12 protein-coding genes and 5 tRNA genes are annotated in these 16,238 nt (G+C 74.5%); 7 read left to right on the top strand and 10 right to left on the bottom strand.

Annotated elements, in window-relative coordinates:
- Positions 1–45: 45 nt before the first annotated feature.
- On the top strand, positions 46–2,982 hold the full coding sequence (locus tag O7600_RS27585; protein WP_281591310.1) for a BTAD domain-containing putative transcriptional regulator: 2,937 nt from the start codon (positions 46–48) through the stop codon (positions 2,980–2,982).
- Between the two features lie 66 nt (positions 2,983–3,048).
- A complete protein-coding gene (locus O7600_RS27580; RefSeq protein WP_281591309.1) occupies positions 3,049–4,050 on the top strand; it encodes a hypothetical protein in 1,002 nt (333 codons plus the stop codon).
- Positions 4,051–4,210: 160 nt separating this feature from the next.
- On the opposite strand, the gene O7600_RS27575 is transcribed toward O7600_RS27580, so the two are convergent.
- Positions 4,211–5,212, bottom strand: a complete 1,002-nt coding sequence (locus tag O7600_RS27575) for an NAD-dependent epimerase/dehydratase family protein (RefSeq protein WP_281591308.1) — start codon at positions 5,210–5,212, stop codon at positions 4,211–4,213.
- A gap of 997 nt (positions 5,213–6,209) precedes the next feature.
- Here O7600_RS27575 and O7600_RS27570 point away from each other — a divergent pair.
- On the top strand, positions 6,210–6,761 hold the full coding sequence (locus O7600_RS27570; RefSeq protein ID WP_281591307.1) for a hypothetical protein: 552 nt from the start codon (positions 6,210–6,212) through the stop codon (positions 6,759–6,761).
- A gap of 58 nt (positions 6,762–6,819) precedes the next feature.
- Here O7600_RS27570 and O7600_RS27565 read toward each other — a convergent pair whose 3' ends face one another.
- The 3 genes from O7600_RS27565 to O7600_RS27555 form a co-directional block, all read right to left on the bottom strand.
- Positions 6,820–8,466 (bottom strand): PKD domain-containing protein, encoded by a 1,647-nt coding sequence (locus O7600_RS27565; protein WP_281591306.1) that lies wholly within the window; start codon positions 8,464–8,466, stop codon positions 6,820–6,822.
- 173 nt (positions 8,467–8,639) lie between these two features.
- Positions 8,640–8,711: transfer RNA gene (locus O7600_RS27560), tRNA-Val, on the bottom strand.
- A gap of 12 nt (positions 8,712–8,723) precedes the next feature.
- Positions 8,724–8,796, bottom strand: a tRNA-Gly gene (locus O7600_RS27555).
- 147 nt (positions 8,797–8,943) lie between these two features.
- Here O7600_RS27555 and O7600_RS27550 point away from each other — a divergent pair.
- Positions 8,944–9,186: a DUF6458 family protein gene (locus O7600_RS27550; protein WP_281591305.1), complete on the top strand. Its 243-nt coding sequence runs from the start codon at positions 8,944–8,946 to the stop codon at positions 9,184–9,186.
- Positions 9,187–9,272: 86 nt separating this feature from the next.
- Here O7600_RS27550 and O7600_RS27545 read toward each other — a convergent pair whose 3' ends face one another.
- Positions 9,273–10,091, bottom strand: coding sequence for an isocitrate lyase/phosphoenolpyruvate mutase family protein (locus tag O7600_RS27545; RefSeq protein ID WP_281591304.1), 819 nt, complete (start codon positions 10,089–10,091; stop codon positions 9,273–9,275).
- Positions 10,092–10,161: 70 nt separating this feature from the next.
- Here O7600_RS27545 and O7600_RS27540 point away from each other — a divergent pair, with 70 nt between their 5' ends.
- A complete protein-coding gene (locus O7600_RS27540; RefSeq protein WP_281591303.1) occupies positions 10,162–11,142 on the top strand; it encodes a helix-turn-helix domain-containing protein in 981 nt (326 codons plus the stop codon).
- A 49-nt stretch (positions 11,143–11,191) separates the two neighbouring features.
- Here O7600_RS27540 and O7600_RS27535 read toward each other — a convergent pair.
- The 3 genes from O7600_RS27535 to O7600_RS27525 all read right to left on the bottom strand — a co-directional run bounded on the left by O7600_RS27535 (position 11,192) and on the right by O7600_RS27525 (position 11,457).
- Positions 11,192–11,266 (bottom strand) — tRNA-Val (locus O7600_RS27535).
- A 13-nt stretch (positions 11,267–11,279) separates the two neighbouring features.
- A tRNA-Cys gene (locus O7600_RS27530) sits at positions 11,280–11,350 on the bottom strand.
- A gap of 34 nt (positions 11,351–11,384) precedes the next feature.
- Positions 11,385–11,457, bottom strand: a tRNA-Gly gene (locus O7600_RS27525).
- A 276-nt stretch (positions 11,458–11,733) separates the two neighbouring features.
- Here O7600_RS27525 and O7600_RS27520 point away from each other — a divergent pair.
- Positions 11,734–12,336 carry a TetR/AcrR family transcriptional regulator gene (locus tag O7600_RS27520; protein ID WP_281591302.1) on the top strand — a complete coding sequence of 201 codons (603 nt, stop codon included), beginning with the start codon at positions 11,734–11,736 and terminating at the stop codon, positions 12,334–12,336.
- 76 nt (positions 12,337–12,412) lie between these two features.
- Here O7600_RS27520 and O7600_RS27515 read toward each other — a convergent pair whose 3' ends face one another.
- Positions 12,413–13,603 carry an alkane 1-monooxygenase gene (locus O7600_RS27515; protein WP_281591301.1) on the bottom strand — a complete coding sequence of 397 codons (1,191 nt, stop codon included), beginning with the start codon at positions 13,601–13,603 and terminating at the stop codon, positions 12,413–12,415.
- Positions 13,604–13,885: 282 nt separating this feature from the next.
- On the opposite strand from O7600_RS27515, the gene O7600_RS27510 reads away from it, so the two are divergent.
- A complete protein-coding gene (locus tag O7600_RS27510; RefSeq protein ID WP_281591300.1) occupies positions 13,886–15,244 on the top strand; it encodes a glycosyltransferase family 2 protein in 1,359 nt (452 codons plus the stop codon).
- Between the two features lie 6 nt (positions 15,245–15,250).
- Here O7600_RS27510 and O7600_RS27505 read toward each other — a convergent pair whose 3' ends face one another.
- Entirely contained in the window at positions 15,251–16,093 is an 843-nt protein-coding gene (locus tag O7600_RS27505; RefSeq protein WP_281591299.1) for a hypothetical protein, read from the bottom strand.
- Between the last annotated feature and the right edge of the window lie 145 nt (positions 16,094–16,238).

Raw genomic sequence — 16,238 nt, 5'->3', positions numbered from 1 at the left:
CGACCGCAGCGACAGCGGTCGATCCGGTGGTACGGTGACGCCGGCATGGTCAAGTATCGGATCCTGGGCCCGCTCGAGGTGACCCGGGCCGGACAGCCGGTCCCGCTGCGCAGCCCCCGACAGCGGACGGTCCTGGCCGTCCTGCTGGTGCACGCCGGCCGCGTCGCCTCGCTGGACGTGCTGCTCGCCGCGCTCTGGGGCGACGACCCGCCGGAGACCGCCGTCGGCCAGGTGCAGACGCTGATCTGGCGGTTACGCGGCGCGCTCGGCGACGCCATCGACACCCGACCCGGCGGCTACCGACTCACCGTCGCCCCCGGCGACCTCGACGCCACCGTGTTCACCGCCACCGCCGCCGAGGCCGCCGAGTTGGCCGCCGCCGGGCAACCGGCCGAGGCGTCGCGCCGCTACGACGACGCGCTCGACGCCTGGCGCGGGCCGGTGCTGGCCGACGTGCGACTGCCCGCCCACCCGCGGGTCGCGGGCTTCCACGCCGCCGTGGCCGAGCTGACCGAGCAGCGACTCGCCGTCGAGCGGGACCGGATCGACGTCGAGTTCGGCCTCGGCCGGCACGTCGAGCTGATCCCCCGGCTGCACCGCATGGTGCGCGACGAACCACTCCGGGAGGAGCTGCGGGAACGACTGATGCGGGCGTTGCACCGGGCCGGCCGGCGGGCCGAGGCGCTGGAGGTCTACCGGCAGGGTCGCGCCGCCGGTGTCGCCGCCCTGGGCCTGGAACCCGGCCCGTCGTTGCGGGCGCTGCACGGGCGCATCCTCGACGGCGACCCGCTGCACGACGACGCCGGCCCGCCCCCACCCCCCGCCGCCCAGCTGCCGATGGACGCCCCCGACTTCGTCGACCGGGGCGAGGTGGCCGCCGACCTGGTGGCCCGGCTGACCGCCGGACCGGGCACCGCGCCGCGGGTCGTCGCCGTGTCCGGCGTCGCCGGCGGCGGCAAGACCACCCTCGCCGTCCACGTGGGACATCGGGCCCGGCCGGCCTTCCCCGACGGTCAACTCTTCGTCGACCTGCGTGGCGGCGGCGAGCCTCTCGACCCGGGCGCGGTGCTCGGCCGGTTCCTCCACGCCCTCGGCGAGGAACCGCGCGCCGTGCCCGCCGGCACTGACGACCGGGCCGCGCTGTTCCGCGCCCGCACCGCCGGGCGACGGCTGCTGGTGGTGCTGGACAACGCGGCCGGCGAGAACCAGGTCCGCCCCCTGCTGCCCGCCGAGCCGGCCTGCGCGGTGCTGCTCACCGCACGGCGCCGACTCACCGCCCTGCCCGGCGCCATCCACGTCGACCTGGGCATCTTCACCCCCGAACAGGCCGTGGACCTGCTCCGGCACGCCCTCGGCCCGGCCCGGGTGGCCGCCGAGCACGCCGACTGCCTGCGCGTCGCCGAACGCTGCGGCCACCTGCCGCTGGCCATCCGCATCGCCGCCGCCCGGCTCGCCGCCCGCCCGCACTGGCCGGTACGGCGGCTCGCCGACCAGCTCGCCGACGAACGCGCCCGGCTGGACGTGCTGCGCACCGGCGACCTGGCCGTCCGGTCCAGCCTGGCCACCAGCTACCAGGAGCTGACCGCCGAGGAACGCCGGCTGCTGCGCCTGCTCGGCGCGGTCAACCTGCCCCGGGTGCCACCGTGGGCCGCGGCCGCCCTGCTCGACCTGCCGCCGGCCGCCGCCGAGGAACTCACCGAACGGCTGGTCGAGGCGCGGCTGGTCGACGTCGACCCGACCGGCTACCGGCTGCACGACCTGGTCCGGGCGTACGCCGGGGAACTCGGCGCCGTGGAGGAGCCGGCCGAGGCCCGGCGGGCGGCGCTGGGCCGGCTGGTCGGCGGCTGGCTCACGCTGACCGACGAGGCGTACCGGCGTACCCCTGGCGGTTTCCGGCGGGGCGTGGCCGGCGCCGCCCCGCGCTGGTCCGGATGGACGCCGGCCGACCTGGAGGTGTTGCTCGCCGACCCGGTGGCCTGGTTCGAGGCGGCGCGCGGCCACCTCACCGGCGCGGTCCGCCGGGCCGCGTCCGCCGGGCTCGACGAGGCCGCCTGGAACCTGGCGAACGCCCTCGGCCGCTTCCACGAACTGCGGGAGCACCTGGACGACTGGGACGTCACCACCCGCCTGGCCCTCGACGCGTGCGAGGCCGCCGGCAACGAGACCGGGCGGGCCTGGCTGCTCCGCGCCCGCGGCGAGCGACATCTCAACCTGGACCGGCTGGACGAGGCGCTGCACTGCCTCGACGCGGCGCTGGCCGGCTTCGAACGGCTCGACGAACGGGCCGGGCAGGCGTTGGCGCTCCGCGCCGCCGGCACCGCGCACCGGCTGCGTCACGACGACGCGGCGGCGATGACCGCGCTGGGCCGGGCCGAGACGGTCACCGTCGAGCTGGGTGACCTGACCGGGCGGGCGCAGGTCCTGTTCGGACTCGGCGCCGCGCACCGGGTGGCCGGGCGCGCCGGCGCGGCCGAGAGCGCCTTCCGTGCCGCACTGGCGCTGTTCCGCCGCCTCGACGACCGGTTCGGTGAGGCGTACACCTCCACCAGCCTGGCCCTGGTCCTGGGTCGCGACGGCGCGGACGCGGACGCGGCCCGCCTGCTGCGCCGCGCGCTGGCGCTCTGCCGGGAGCTGGGCTACCGGCGGGGCGCGGCCATCTCCCTGGGCCACCTCGGCGACCTGCACCTGCGCACCGGCGAGTACGACCGCGCGGTGACCGAGCTGACCGAGGCGGTCGCGGGCAGCCGGGAGGTCGGTGACGGCATCGGCGAGCTGATCGCGCTGCGCCGCCTCGGGGCGGCCCACCTCGCCCTGGGCCGGCTTCCGGCGGCCCGGTCGGCGCTGCACGGTTGCCTGGCCCTGTGCCGCGAGCACGGCGAGGACCAGGAACGCGAACGGGCGCTGCGGCTGCTCGGTGAGGCCGGGGCCCGAACCGGGGACGGCGAGGCGGAGCGGAGCGCGAGCGCGGTGAGAGCGGGGTGAGAGGACCCGGCGGCCGGCGGACGGCACGGTGAGGGCCGAACCGCATCGGACCAGGGGAGGCTCCCGATGACCGACCGCACCACCACACCACCGGCCGACGCGACCGGGATGTCCCGTCGTCGGTTCCTCGGCGGCGTCGGGGCGTCCGCCGCCGCGCTGGGCGCCGGCGGCGTGCTCGGCGCCGCCACGCCGGCGTCCGCCGCCTACTACATGAAGTGGGGCGCGGTGGTCTCGCCGGGCAGCGCGACCAACAACATCGACTTCGCCCGCAAGGTGGACCTGCTGCGCCGGATGCGCCCACAGACCGCCCGGATCTCGATGTTCTGGGGCGACCCGAACCGCCGCCAGTTCAGCGACGGGCAGCTCGACGCGCTGCGGAGCACCGGCCTCACCGAAATGATCATCCAATCCTCGGAGGATCCCGACCCGGGCCTGGCGCGCCGCCAGTTGGACCTGCTGCTGCCCTACGTGGACGCGCACCCGGACACGCTCTTCGTCTGGGAGATCGGCAACGAGCCGGACTGGCACCAGCCCGACAACCCGTGGCTGGCCCGGTGGAACCGGCTGGCGACCATCCGCGACAACAAGCCGGCCCAGGACCGGGGCAACCTGCTCTGGGCGATCAACATGCCGGCCGGGCGCTGGAACGGCGACGGCTCCGGGTTCACCTTCGGCAGTTCCGGACGCTGGTTCGACGCGTTCGTCCGGGACACCGGCGACGGGCTGGGCGCGCTGCTCACCGGCCCGTACCGCCCGGACGTGGCCACCGTGCACTGCTACAGCTCCAGCTATCTGACCCGGGGCGCTGACGGCGGCGGCGAACGCAACCCGTACAAGATGATCGACTACGTCCGGGGTTGGAACCCGGGCATCAGCATGAAGATCACCGAGGCGGGCATCGACGGGGCGAAGTCCGACCGCGGCTACCGCTACGTCAACTTCGGCTCGTCCGTGGCGAACGAGACGTCCGGGCAGGTGGACAGCGTCTGCTTCTACGGCCTGCCCCCGGCCGAACGGGAGTACGGCATCTGGGAGGCCGAGGCCAGCCAGGTCGGCACCCACCCCTAGCGGCCGTGTCACGGGCCCGCCGCGGACCGGCCGGCTCCGACGACACGGACCCCGGGGCGCGCCGCCGGGTGCGACGGCGGCGCGCGAGGAAGCGGCGGGGCCGCCGGGACCCGGCCCCGCCGCACCCGGCCCCTCGACCCGGGTGACCGGCAGGTGTGCGTCAGACCGCCGGGGTGGCCAGCAGTGCCGCCTCCCGCTCGGGTGCCAGACCCACCGGCGCGCGCGCCGGCCGGCCCGCCCGGGCCGGAACCCGGCCGACCTCGCGCAGCCACCGCCAGGTGTCGGCGACGGTCTCGGTGACCGGCCGGCAGACCAGACCCGCGGCGTACGCCCGCTCGACGTCGCGCTCCTGCAACCAGCGGTACTCGTGCCCGCGCGGCACCCAGATCGGCAGGTCGTTCCACGGCTCCACGCCCGCCGCCAGGATCGGCTCCGGCTGCGTCCAGCGCAGCGTCGCGCCCGACCCGGTCACCGCCACCGCCGCGTCGAGCAGCTCACCCATCGTCGCGTGCCCGGTGCGACCCACCACGTTGTACGCCCCGCCGACGCCCTCGACCCCCCGATCCAGCATCCACACCGCCAGGTCGCGGACGTCGACGTACTGCACCGGGAGGTCCCGCGGCCCCGGCGCCAGCACGTCGCCGCCCCGGGCCACCCGGTGCAGCCACCACGGCAGCCGCCCGATGTCCTCCCCCGGACCGAGGATCAGGCCGGCCCGCACCAGCAGCGCCCGGTCCCCGAACCCCCGCACCGCGGCCCGCTCCCCGCCGGCCTTGTTCCGCGGGTAGTCACCGTCGTCCGCGTCCGGCTCAGCCGCCACGGTCGGCGCCTCCTCGCCGGTGCCCAGTCCGACCGGCGGCGCGTACACCGAGCCGCTGGAGACGTAGACGTAGTGCGGCACCGCCCCGGCCAGGGCCCGCGCCGCGTCCCCGACCGCCCGGGGCGCGCCGTCCCAGGTGTCCACCACCAGGTCCCACTCGCCGCCGGCGAGCGCGGCCAGACCGTCCGGCGCGGTGCGGTCACCCCGCAACCGGTGCACGCCGGCCGGCACGTCCCCGTGGATCCCCCGGTTGAACACGGTCACCGACCAGCCCCGGCGCACCGCCTCGGTCACCACCGCTCCACCGACGAATCCCGTACCACCCAGCATCAGCAGTCGCATGCGTCCCAGCCTGCCCGCCGGTCCCCCGTTCCGGACAGCGCGTCTGCCAACGGCAGAACAGGAGATCGCGCCCGCCACCCGCTCCCACCGGGCGATGACGTCTCCCGGTCCGGGCGGCGTGCATCCCGGGGGCCTGCGGCACCGGCACCTGCCCGGCCGTCCGCCGTCTCCTGACCGACGCCCCTTCCGGGCCCGATGGCGGGTTGATCAACTTCATCGCGGGAGGTGGCAGCATCACGGCCCGCCACCTCCCCGGCCTCGCGGCCCATCCGTGCGCGCAGGCGGGGATTTGTGTCGAGTGTCCGTGTCCTGTGGGAGATCTTGGAAGTTCGGTGCCCCCTGAGGGCCGCCCTCGCCGGGCTGTGGGAGGGAAGGGGGCGCAGACGTCCCTCCGGTGGAACGGGGTGGGTGTCTCCCAGGCCGGGACACACCCATGGCGTTCCACTGACGAGGGCAGCGGGCGGTGAGTGGAACGTGGTGGGTGTCTGCGGAGCCGGGAGACACCCATGGTGTTCCACTGGCGGGGTTGTCGGCCGGTGGGTGGAACGTGGTGGGTGTCTGCGGGGTCGGGATGCACGCGTGGTGTTCCACTCACAGCGTCGTGCGGCCGCGGGTGGGTGTCTACGTTCCCCGTTGCACCCATGGGGTTCCACCCGTTCGCGTGGACTGGGGTGGGTGTCCGGTTCGGTGGTGGTGGGCGGCACCCCGGGTGTGGAATCGCCGCAGGCTCGGCCGCGTTGTAGACGGGTGAACGACCGAGCAGGCGAACACCCCCGAGCCGCCACCCCGCCCCCGGCGGGAATGACGGCAGGCCGCCGGTCGTTACACATCATCCCGGCGCCGCGTGCGGGCCCCCCGCCCCGCGAGCCTGCCGGACACCCCGGCCCCCGTGAGCTGGCCCCCCGGCTCCACGAGCAGCCGGATCCCCCCAAGACTTCTTCGCGCGCCTGACGGTGCCCACACCCCCGGTGTGTTGACCCCCGAATGGAGCCCCCTCATGAACACGATCCTGCGTAAGAGCATCCTGGGTATCGCTGGTCTGGCCTTCACCGGTGGCGTGTTCGCCGGCCCCGTCGCCGCCCACGCCGACACCCCCGCCCACGCCGCCGGTAAGCCCGTCGCGGTCGCCTCCGTGCAGGGTGAGCAGTCGACCATCACGCTGAACGACGAGCAGACCGCCAACGCCAAGGCGATCATCGCCGCGACGAAGAAGGCCGGCCTGCCCGAGCGGGCCGCGGTCATCTCGATCGCCACCGCCCTGCAGGAGTCGAAGCTGGAGAACCTCGGGCACCTCGGCGACCGCAATGACCACGACTCGCTGGGCCTGTTCCAGCAGCGCCCGTCCAGCGGTTGGGGCACGCCGGAGCAGATCACCGACCCCGAGTACTCCACCCTGGCCTTCCTCAAGGGTCTGAAGCAGGTCGACGGCTGGGACAAGATGCCCCTGACCGACGCCGCCCAGACCGTGCAGGTCTCCGCCTACCCCGACGCGTACGCGCAGTGGGAGAAGCAGGCCACCGACATCGTGGCCGAGCACTGGAACAAGTAACACCGAAGGCCGGCACCCCGAAACCGGGGTGCCGGCCTTCGCGCGTACCGGAAAGGGGTCAGGCCGGCGGCAACACGAACGTCCACGTGGTGGTGGTCGTGCTGGCGGCGGCGGCCGTCGCGGTCAGACCGCCGTAGCTGCCCACCGGCACGCTGCTGCCCGAGTCGGCGAGCAGCCCGGTCACCCGGCCGCCGCCGCTCTGCGAGCTGTTGCTGCGGACCGCGACGCCGGCCGGCGGGGTGAGGCTGGTGGAGGTGCCGTCGCCGTGCAGCCAGTACGACACGGCCCAGCTCTGCGCGACGGTCACCGGCGCGTACGGCGTGATCCGGCTGGCGCTGCTGGCCGGGTCGGTGGCCCGGGCGAAGACCGGCGCGCCCGGCCGGACGCCCCGGTACGCGGCCACCACCAGGTTGCCCTTCGCCTGACCGTCGAGGGTCACCTTGACCGGCGTCCCCGCGTCCCCGGCGACCGCGGTCTTCGACCAGGCGGTCGTGGTGGCGAAGCCGCCGTCGAGCCGGTCCAGGCGGGTCCAGCCGGTCACCCCGGTCGGCTCGCCGGTGCCGGTGTGGGTGTTCTGGCTGAGCAGGAGCAGCAGCGTGTCACCCGGCTGCACGGACGCCGGGACGGTCACCGTGTGGCTGGTCCAGTTGGTGTTCGCGGTGGCCTGGCCGACGAAGGAGATCCGCTCGGCGACCGGCGCGACGGTGACGTCGACGGTCGCCGTGCCGGTGGCGCCCCGGTCGTCGGTGACCGTGAGCGTGACCGGATAGGTGCCGGCCGTCGCGTACGTGTGGGAGGTGGTCGGCACGGAGACGGTGTCGGCGGTCCCGCCGTCGCCGAAGTCCCAGCGGTGGTCCTGGATCGCGCCGTCGGCGTCGGTGGAGCCCGCGCCGGAGAACGTGCACACCAGCCCGGAGCAGGACGGCGCCAGGTCGGCCACCGGCGCCTGGTTGGCCGGACCGCCGGAACCCTTCAGGATCTTGATGTAGTCGATGTCACCGGCGAAGTAGTCGCAGGTGACCTTCGTGCCGTCGCACTGGCTCTTGCCGCCGACGGAGACCTGCCACGTGTTGGCGATGGTGCCGGTCGGCCCGTTCAGCCGGCTGGTCCGGACGCCGTCGACGTACATCTCCACGTACGCGGACGTGCGGTTGCAGGTCACCGTGTGCCACTGGCCGTCGGCGATCGACACTCCGGTGTAGCCGGTCCGCGAGGCGCCGTCACCGCCCCGGAACAGGCACCTCGGCTTGCCGGCGGGCGCCTCGAACTTCCAGTAGCCGCCGACCGCGTTGCCCTGTCCCTTCTGGAGGATGTTGCCGAAGGAGTGGGTGGTGCGGTAGCGGATGGTGACCGAGAAGTCCCCGGCGTCGGGGTTGAAGTCGGTGCTGTGCGGCACCAGGTCCACGTGCTCCGGCACGTACTCCTGGTCGGGCGGCGAGTGGGTGGCGAACCGGTGCCCGGTGGCGCCGGCGTAGAGCGCGCCGGTGACGACCTCGCCGCCCACCGCGCCGTGCCGGCCGTTGCCGCTGCTGTCCCTCAGCACGGTCGACGACGCCGGCTCGTCCATGCTCCAGAACGCCACGGTGCGGGTCGCGGTGGCCTGCGCCGGCGCGGCCCCCACCGTCACCCCGGCCGCCGCGACGACCACCGCCACGCCCAGCCGGGCGGCCGTGCGCCGCCATCGTCCCTGCCCGATCGTCCCCATGTGACCGCCTCCCTGCGTATCGGGCCTCACCCTGACACGCGGCGGTCGAGCGCTCCATAACCCGCACGGTGGACCCGTACCGGGTCCTCGGTGGAAGGGGGTGACCGATGTGGCCGGTCTTGTCCGGCCGGTGGGAGATGTCCGCCGGTCGAGCGGCGGTCGGGGAGAACGAGTGGGCGATACTGGGTTTGAACCAGTGACCTCTTCCGTGTCAAGGAAGCGCGCTCCCACTGCGCCAATCGCCCGGGCGGTTCGCGAGCGGACGACGGGATTCGAACCCGCGACCCTCACCTTGGCAAGGTGATGCGCTACCAGCTGCGCTACGTCCGCGTCGTCTCCGGCTGCGCCGGCGACGGGGGAAACTCTACCCGATGCCAAGATCGCCCTGCGGCAGCCCCCCGGCCACGGTGATTGCGCTGCTCGACGCCGGGGTACTGGGCGATGCGACAGCACAACCATCCCCCGAAGGAGGCTGTCATGGGTATCGGTACGAGCATCTTCCTGATCGCGGTCGGCGCGATCCTCACCTTCGCGCTCAACGCCAACGTCGGCGGGGTCGACCTCGACGTCGTCGGTTGGATCCTGATGGCAGCCGGCGTGCTCGGCCTCATCATGACCACGCTGGTCCGGGGCCGGCGCCGCCAGGTGGTCACCACCACCGAGCAGCCGGTCGAGTACCGCCGGGTCGAGGAGCGCCGGGACGTCGCCCCGCCGATGTGAGGCGAGCCGGGGGCCGACGGAGCTGATCGGTCCCCGGACCGGCCCGGACGGGGGCGCCAGGTGGCGCCCCCGTCCGCGTGCCGGGATCAGTCCCGCATCAGCTCGTTGATCGTCCCGTAGTCGAGCGCGTCGGCCAGCGCCCCGTACGTGCCGTCGCCGAGGGCCTCCACGGCCGCGCGCCGGGCCACCGCGTACGCCGCCTCGGCCACCGCCGAGCCGAGGCTGACCCGGGCCACCCCGAGACGGGCCAACTCCGCCACCGACGGCGCGCCCGGCCCGGCCAGCACGTTCAGGGGCGCGGGGATCGCCGCCACCAGCGCCGCCACGGTCTGCGGGTCGACCGTCCCCGGTACGAAGACACCGTCCGCGCCGGCGGCCAGGTAGGCCTCGGCCCGCGCCACGGTCTCCGGCACCCCACCGACGCCCCGGAGGAAGGTGTCCACCCGCGCGTTCAGGTACAGCGGAACGCCGGCGCGGTCGGCCGCGGCGCGGACCGCGGCGAGCCGGGCGCACTGCTCGTCGACCGGACGCAGCGGCCCGCCGCCGTCGTGCCGGGCGTCCTCGACGTTCACCCCGACGGCGCCGGCCGCGAGCACCGCGGCGACGGTCTCGGCGACCTCGTCCGGGTGGTCGCCGTACCCGGACTCGATGTCGGCGGTGACGGGCAGCCGCACCGCGGCGGCGACCCGGCGGATCACGTCGACGGCGGTCTCCCGGGCGAGCGCGTCGCCGTCGGGCGCGCCGCGACTCCACGCCACGCCGGCGCTGGTGGTGGCGACCGCGCGGGCGCCGGCGTCGGCGACGATCCGGGCGCTCGCCGCGTCCCAGGCGTTGACCAGGACCAGCGGCTCGCCGGGCACGTGCAGGCTGCGGAACTGTCGGGCTCGGATGTGCTGTTCGTTCACCCGGTCAGTCTCGGCCGGGGTCGGCCGGTCGCCGTATTGTTTCAGTCCTGGCTGAAACGAAGGGGGCGGTGTGGTCGCGATCGGCCTGTCGGCGGGCGCCGTGGCACGGGTCCGGTTCGCGCTGTCCGGCCTGTGGGAGGTGGTGGCCGGGGTCCGGGTGCTCCGCGACCCCGGCCGGCACGCGATCCACCTGCCCTGGGCCGCCCGGGTCCGGCCACGGTTGGCCGACGCGGGGCTGCTCGATCCGGAGGCCGGCCTGCTGTGGCGTCTGGTGCCGGCGGCCCCGGGCTACCTGCCGGACTTCCTCACCCCGCCGCCGGCCGGCCTGGACCCGGACCTGACCGAGGAGTTGGCCACGCTGCGCGCCACCCGGCCCCAGGTGGTCCGCGCCCACCTGGACCTGCTGCCCGGTCCCCGCCCGGCGGTGGTGGCCGCCCTGTACGCCGATCCGGTCGCCGGGCTGGCCCGGCTGGCCGCCGAGATCGACGCGTACTGGCGGCTGGCCGTCGCCGACGACTGGCCCCGGATCCGGGCGGTGCTCGACGCGGAGGTCTTCCACCGGGCCCGCCGGATGGCCGAGGACGGCACCGCCGGCCTCCTGAACGACCTGCACGAGTTGGTCCGCTGGGAGGGCGACGCGCTGCTGGTCAGCCAGCGGCACTGCCCGGCGCCGGACGTACCCGAGGGGGGTGGTCTGGTCCTGGTGCCCTCGGTGTTCGTCTGGCCGTCGGTGCTGAGCATCGCGGCCGGGGACGTCTCCCAGCTGGCCTATCCGGCGCGCGGTGTCGGCACGCTGTGGGAGACCCCGGCGCGCGCGCCGGACGCGCTGGGCGCGGTGCTGGGCCGGGGTCGGGCGCGGCTGCTGGCGGCGCTGGACGCGCCCCGGTCGACGACGGAGCTGGCCCGACGGACCGGGCTCTCCCCGGCCGGGGTGTCGCAGCACCTCACCGCGCTGCGGGCCGCCGGCCTGGTGGTGACCCGGCGACAGGGCCGGTCGCTGCTGAGCAGTCGGACCGCGGTGGCGGAGGCGTTGCTGGGCGCGTCGGCCTGAGCGAGGGAACGAGAAAGGCCGTGTCGAGTGTCCGACACGGCCTTTCCGATGGTGGGCGATACTGGGTTTGAACCAGTGACCTCTTCCGTGTCAAGGAAGCGCGCTCCCACTGCGCCAATCGCCCTCGTCAACTGCCGAGGTGGAGACGGGATTTGAACCCGTGTACACGGCTTTGCAGGCCGTTGCCTCGCCTCTCGGCCACTCCACCGAGGTTGCCCCCGACATGCGTGGCGGCATCTCCGAGCGGACGACGGGATTCGAACCCGCGACCCTCACCTTGGCAAGGTGATGCGCTACCAGCTGCGCTACGTCCGCACGCCCCCGGTTGTTTTCCGGTGACGGATGAGAACTTTAGCCGAGCCCGGGAACGGTTGCCAAATCGGGTCCCCTCCCGGCGCGTCCGCGCGGTGCACACCGAACCTCTCGTAGAGCTTCCTAGGAGCCTGGGCAAGCAGCGGCGGAGTCGGCCGAGAAGCGTGCCCACCTGCGGATCCAGCCCGGCGGGTGGAGTGTCCGGCATCCGACTGTCCCACCGCCGACCGGCCGCTCCGGTAACTCCTCGTGGTCATTCGGATGGGTTACGGTAACCGCGTGACGAGACGTGCCGCCGAGATCCGCCTGGACGCGCTGCTGCGCACGGCCTGCGAGGTGATCGCGGAACGAGGGCTCGCCAACACCCGCACCGCCGACGTGGCCGAGGCCGCCGGGGTGAGCCAGGCGCTGGTGTTCTACCACTTCGCGACGAAGGACCGGCTGCTCGCGCAGGCCTTCGCGTACGCGGTGGAGCAGGACCTGGCCCGGCTGGACGCGGTGCTCCGCTCCTCCGCCCCACCGTTGGCGAAGCTGCGGCGGATGCTCCGGCTCTACGCGCCGACCGGCCGCTCCACCTCCTGGTCCATGTGGATCGATGGCTGGTCCGAGTCGCTGCGGACGCCGGAGCTGGAGAAGCTCTCCCGCCGGCTGGACCTGCGGTGGCGGCAGGACCTGGCGTCGGTGATCAGCGACGGGGTCGCCGACGGCACCTTCGACTGTCCCGACCCGGCCGGCGCCGCCTGGCGGATCAGCGCGGTGATGGACGGCCTGGCGGTGCAGCTCGCGGTGCACGAGCGGGTGATCACCCGCCGGCAGATCGCCGAGTGGATCCGCCTGGTCGCCGCCCGGGAGCTGGGCCTGGAACCCGGCCAGCTCGACTGAGCCCTCCCCGCCGGGGAGACGTCGCTCAAGGAGTTCGCGCCCGCGTCGTACCGGAACGCGGACGCGAACTCCTTGATCACCCCTGGGGGCGCGGGGTGGGTGCGGGGGGTGCGGTAGGGGACACCGGCCGGGAGCGGCGGGTGAGGCGGGCACGGGCCGGCGGGTGGACGTTGGCGGCGGAGAGGTCGCCGTCGTAGTGGGCCAGCACGCGGTGGTCCATGATCCGGCGCCAGAGCGGGGGCACCAGCGCGGCGACCACCATGGTGGCGTAGCCGGCGGGCAGCTGCGGCGAGGCGTCGAAGCTGCGCAGTGTCTGGTAGCGGCGCAGCGGGTTGGCGTGGTGGTCGCTGTGCCGCTGGAGCTGGAAGAGGAAGACGTTGGTGACCGTCCGGTCGCTGTTCCAGCTGTGCCGGGGATCCACCTTCTCGTGGCGGCCCGCGGCGGTGCGCTGCCGGGCCAGCCCGTAGTGCTCCAGGTAGTTGACCACCTCCAGCAGGGAGAAGCCGACCACCGCCTGGAGGACCAGGAAGACCAGCACGCCGGGGCCGAACGCCACCGCCAGCGCGGCGTAGAGCAGCACGGTCATGGCCCAGGCGTTGAGCACGTCGTTGCGCCACGTCCACGGGTTGCGGCCGCGCAGGCGGAACCGCCCGGTCTCCAGCCGCCAGGCCGAGCGCAGGCTGCCCCAGACCGTCCGCGGCCAGAACGCCCAGTACGACTCGCCCAGCCGTGAGCTGGCCGGGTCCTCGCAGGTGGCGACCCGGGTGTGGTGGCCGCGGTTGTGCTCGACGTAGAAGTGCCCGTACCCGGTCGGCGCCAGGGCGATCTTGGACAGCCAGCGCTCCGCCTTCTCCCGCTTGTGGCCCAGCTCGTGCGCGGTGTTGATGGCGATGCCGTCCACCACCCCGACGGTGGCGACCAGGCCGGCGGCGGCCCACCAGGAGAGCCCGCCGCGGGCCCACACGGCGCAGCACAGCACCAGGGCGGCGTACTGGGCGGGCAGGTAGAGGTAGGTGAGCCAGCGGTAGTAGCCGTCCGCCTGCAACGCCGGCACCGCCTCGTCCGGCGGGTTCTCCCGGTCGTCGCCGATCAGCAGGTCGATCACCGGGATGAGGCCGAAGACCACGGCGGGCGTGAGCCACCAGGCCCACCCCGCCCCCGTGGCGTGCCAGACCGACCAGGCCACGAACGGCAGGACCGGGACGAGCAGGGCCAGCGGCCAGAGCGGCTTGCGGGTGTCCCGCCACGGAACGGTGTCGGTGCGCATCAACGGACTCCGATCGGTCGACTCCTGAACCGACTGTGGCAGCCGTCACGCACTTTTACAAGGGTGAGTTTTTTGTAAAGCGGATCACCCCTAGCGACCCCTACCTTCAGTGACGGTTAACTATGCGTACGGTTATCGTCGGACCATCCCGGAGAGCGCTCCCGGCCCCACCCCACGGCCGGTCCTTCCCGCACGCCCGCGCCGGCGGCCCGCAACGCACCCGCCGCGCCCGTGGCCCGGCGGCGCACGCCCGCCGCGGTCCGACGAACGGAGACCGAACGCATGTCGCTGCAGACCACCGGCACCCCCGAGCTGAGCGTGGTGATGCCGACCTTCCAGGACCCGCACTGCCTGGAGCTGACCCTGCGGGCGCTGACCCGCCAGACCCTTCCGCCGGACCGCTTCGAGGTCGTCGTGGTGCGCGACGGCGGATCCCCCGACGGCTACCCGGAGGCGCTGGCCGCCGGCGCGGGCCTGCGCCTGCGGCTGGTGGAACTCGCCGAGCGACGCGGCCGCGCGGGCGTGCGCAACGAGGGCGTCCGGCACGCCGCCGCGCCGCTGCTCGTCTTCCTCGACGCCGACTCCTGGTCCCTGCCCGACCTGCTGGAACGGCACCTGGCCCACCACCGGGAGCCGGGCCACCCGGAGGTGCTGATCGGGCGCCGGGACGACATCGGGCTGGCGCACCTGCCCGCCGTGCTGCGCGACGACCCGGCCGCGATCCCCCGCCTCTCCCCGCACGGCGGCGACATGCGGTTCCCTCCCGACGGCGTGCCGGACCAGCGGCGGGACTGGCTGGAGGTGGGCTGGACCGTCGCGTACACCCACAACATCTCGCTGAGCCGGGAGCTGTTCGACCGGGTCGGCGGCTTCCGCGAGGAGTTCGCGCTGAGCTACGGCATGGAGGACATCGAGCTGTTCTACCGGGTGGACCGGGCCGGGGCGAGCTTCGGGTACGACGACGACGCCCGCGTCGTCCACCTGCCGCACCACCGCAACATGGGTCGCAACTGGGCCGAGATGATGGCGAACACGCGCTCGATCACCGCGCTCTACCCGTGCCTGGAGTGGGAGTTCCTCAGCGTCATCGTCGGCCCCGAGGCGGTCAAGCGGATCCTGCACTTCCGCTCGCTGGTGCGCGCCTGCGTCGAACGGTCGACCTGCGCGATCGGACCCGCCGTGGCCCGGCTCGCCGACCGGCTCCCCGGCCCCCGGGTGCTCTGGGTGGGCACCGGGTCCGCCGACGCCGCACTGAGCGCGTCCGCGGTGACCTTCGACTACGCCGCGCCCGTCGGCCCGACCAACTTCCACCTGATCGGCCTCGCGCCGCCGCTCCCGCCGGGCAGCCTCGACGCGGTGGTCAGCGTGGACTTCTGGCGCTACCTGCTCTGGCCGGAGCTGTGCCAGTTCGTCAACTCGTCGCTGCTGCTGGCCGGCGAGGTGCACCTGGTCGCCACCGACGCGAGCGCGCCGCAGATGTGCGCCACCGACGCGGACACCCTGACGTACCTCGGTCGGTCGCTGGCCGCGGAGTTCGCCGTCGAGCGGCAGGAGGTCGAAGGGCTGGGCACGGTGTTGTCGCTGCGGCCGGCGGCGACCGTCGGCGCGCCCGCGTACGCCGGGGCGGCGGCGTCCGGCTGAGGCCGGTCAGCGCCAGCGTCGCCGGGTCCGCCGCCGCTCGAACGACGGCGGCAGGTCCTCCTCCACCCCGTCGGCGGTACGCAGCAGGCGGCGCATCCGCAGCAGAAGTCCGGCCCCGAGGAAGAGCAGCAGGCCACCGAGCAGGAAGGCGGCCTGCACCACACCGAACCCACCGGTGGCGGCGACCGGACGGCCGGCCGCGCCCGACGGTGGCGGCTCGACCACCGCCGCGTCGGTCGGCTCCTCCGTCACCGCCTCCTCGGTGGCCGGCTCCTCGCCGGCCGGGTCGGTCGGCTCGGCGCCCGTCGGGGTCGGCTCGGGCGTCGGCTCGGCCGCCTCGCCCACCACCTCGCGCGAGGCGGTCCGCCGGGCCAGCAGCCGCGACTGCGGGTCGTACGCCTCCGCGGCGAAGCTGACCCGGCCGCGCCCGACATCCTCGGCGAAGGCCACCCGGTAGCGGGCGGTCACCGTGCGCCCCGGACAGAGCACCCCCGGGTCCAGTTCCCGGTCGGTCAGCCGGGCGGTGTCACCGTCGGCGCGGATCTCCAGCGGGAACGAGCCGGTCTCCTCGACCCGGTCCACCTTCACCTGGTCCAGCCGCAGGCCGTCCACCCGCAGCAGCATCGACCAGCGCACCTTGACGCACTCCGAGCGGGCGCCCCGGTCGGACCGGGACACCACAGCGGAGAGCGTCTCCACCCGGTCGCCGGCGGTGAACTCGTCGGGCAGGCCGCTCAACTCCGTGGAGAACGCGGCCGCCGCCCGTGCCGGCGCCGCCCCGCCGTAGCCGGCTCCCGCCAGACAGGTCAGCACCAGCCCGATCCGCAGCGCGTGCCGCCACCCGCTCACCACGCCTCCCTCACCTCGGTCGTATCCACCCGCAACGCTAGGAGCGGGCCCGGCCGCCCGGTAGACGGGCGTGTTCGCACCGGTCGTCAACATCGGGGGCCCCTTTCACCGAGGGTGGTGAACCGGTCACCGCCGACCGGCGACA

The organism is Micromonospora sp. WMMA1998, from assembly GCF_027497375.1.
Lineage (GTDB): Bacteria > Actinomycetota > Actinomycetes > Mycobacteriales > Micromonosporaceae > Micromonospora > Micromonospora sediminicola.
Note: the sequence above shows the minus strand (reverse complement) of the source record. Positions and strands in the feature narration are given on the sequence as shown.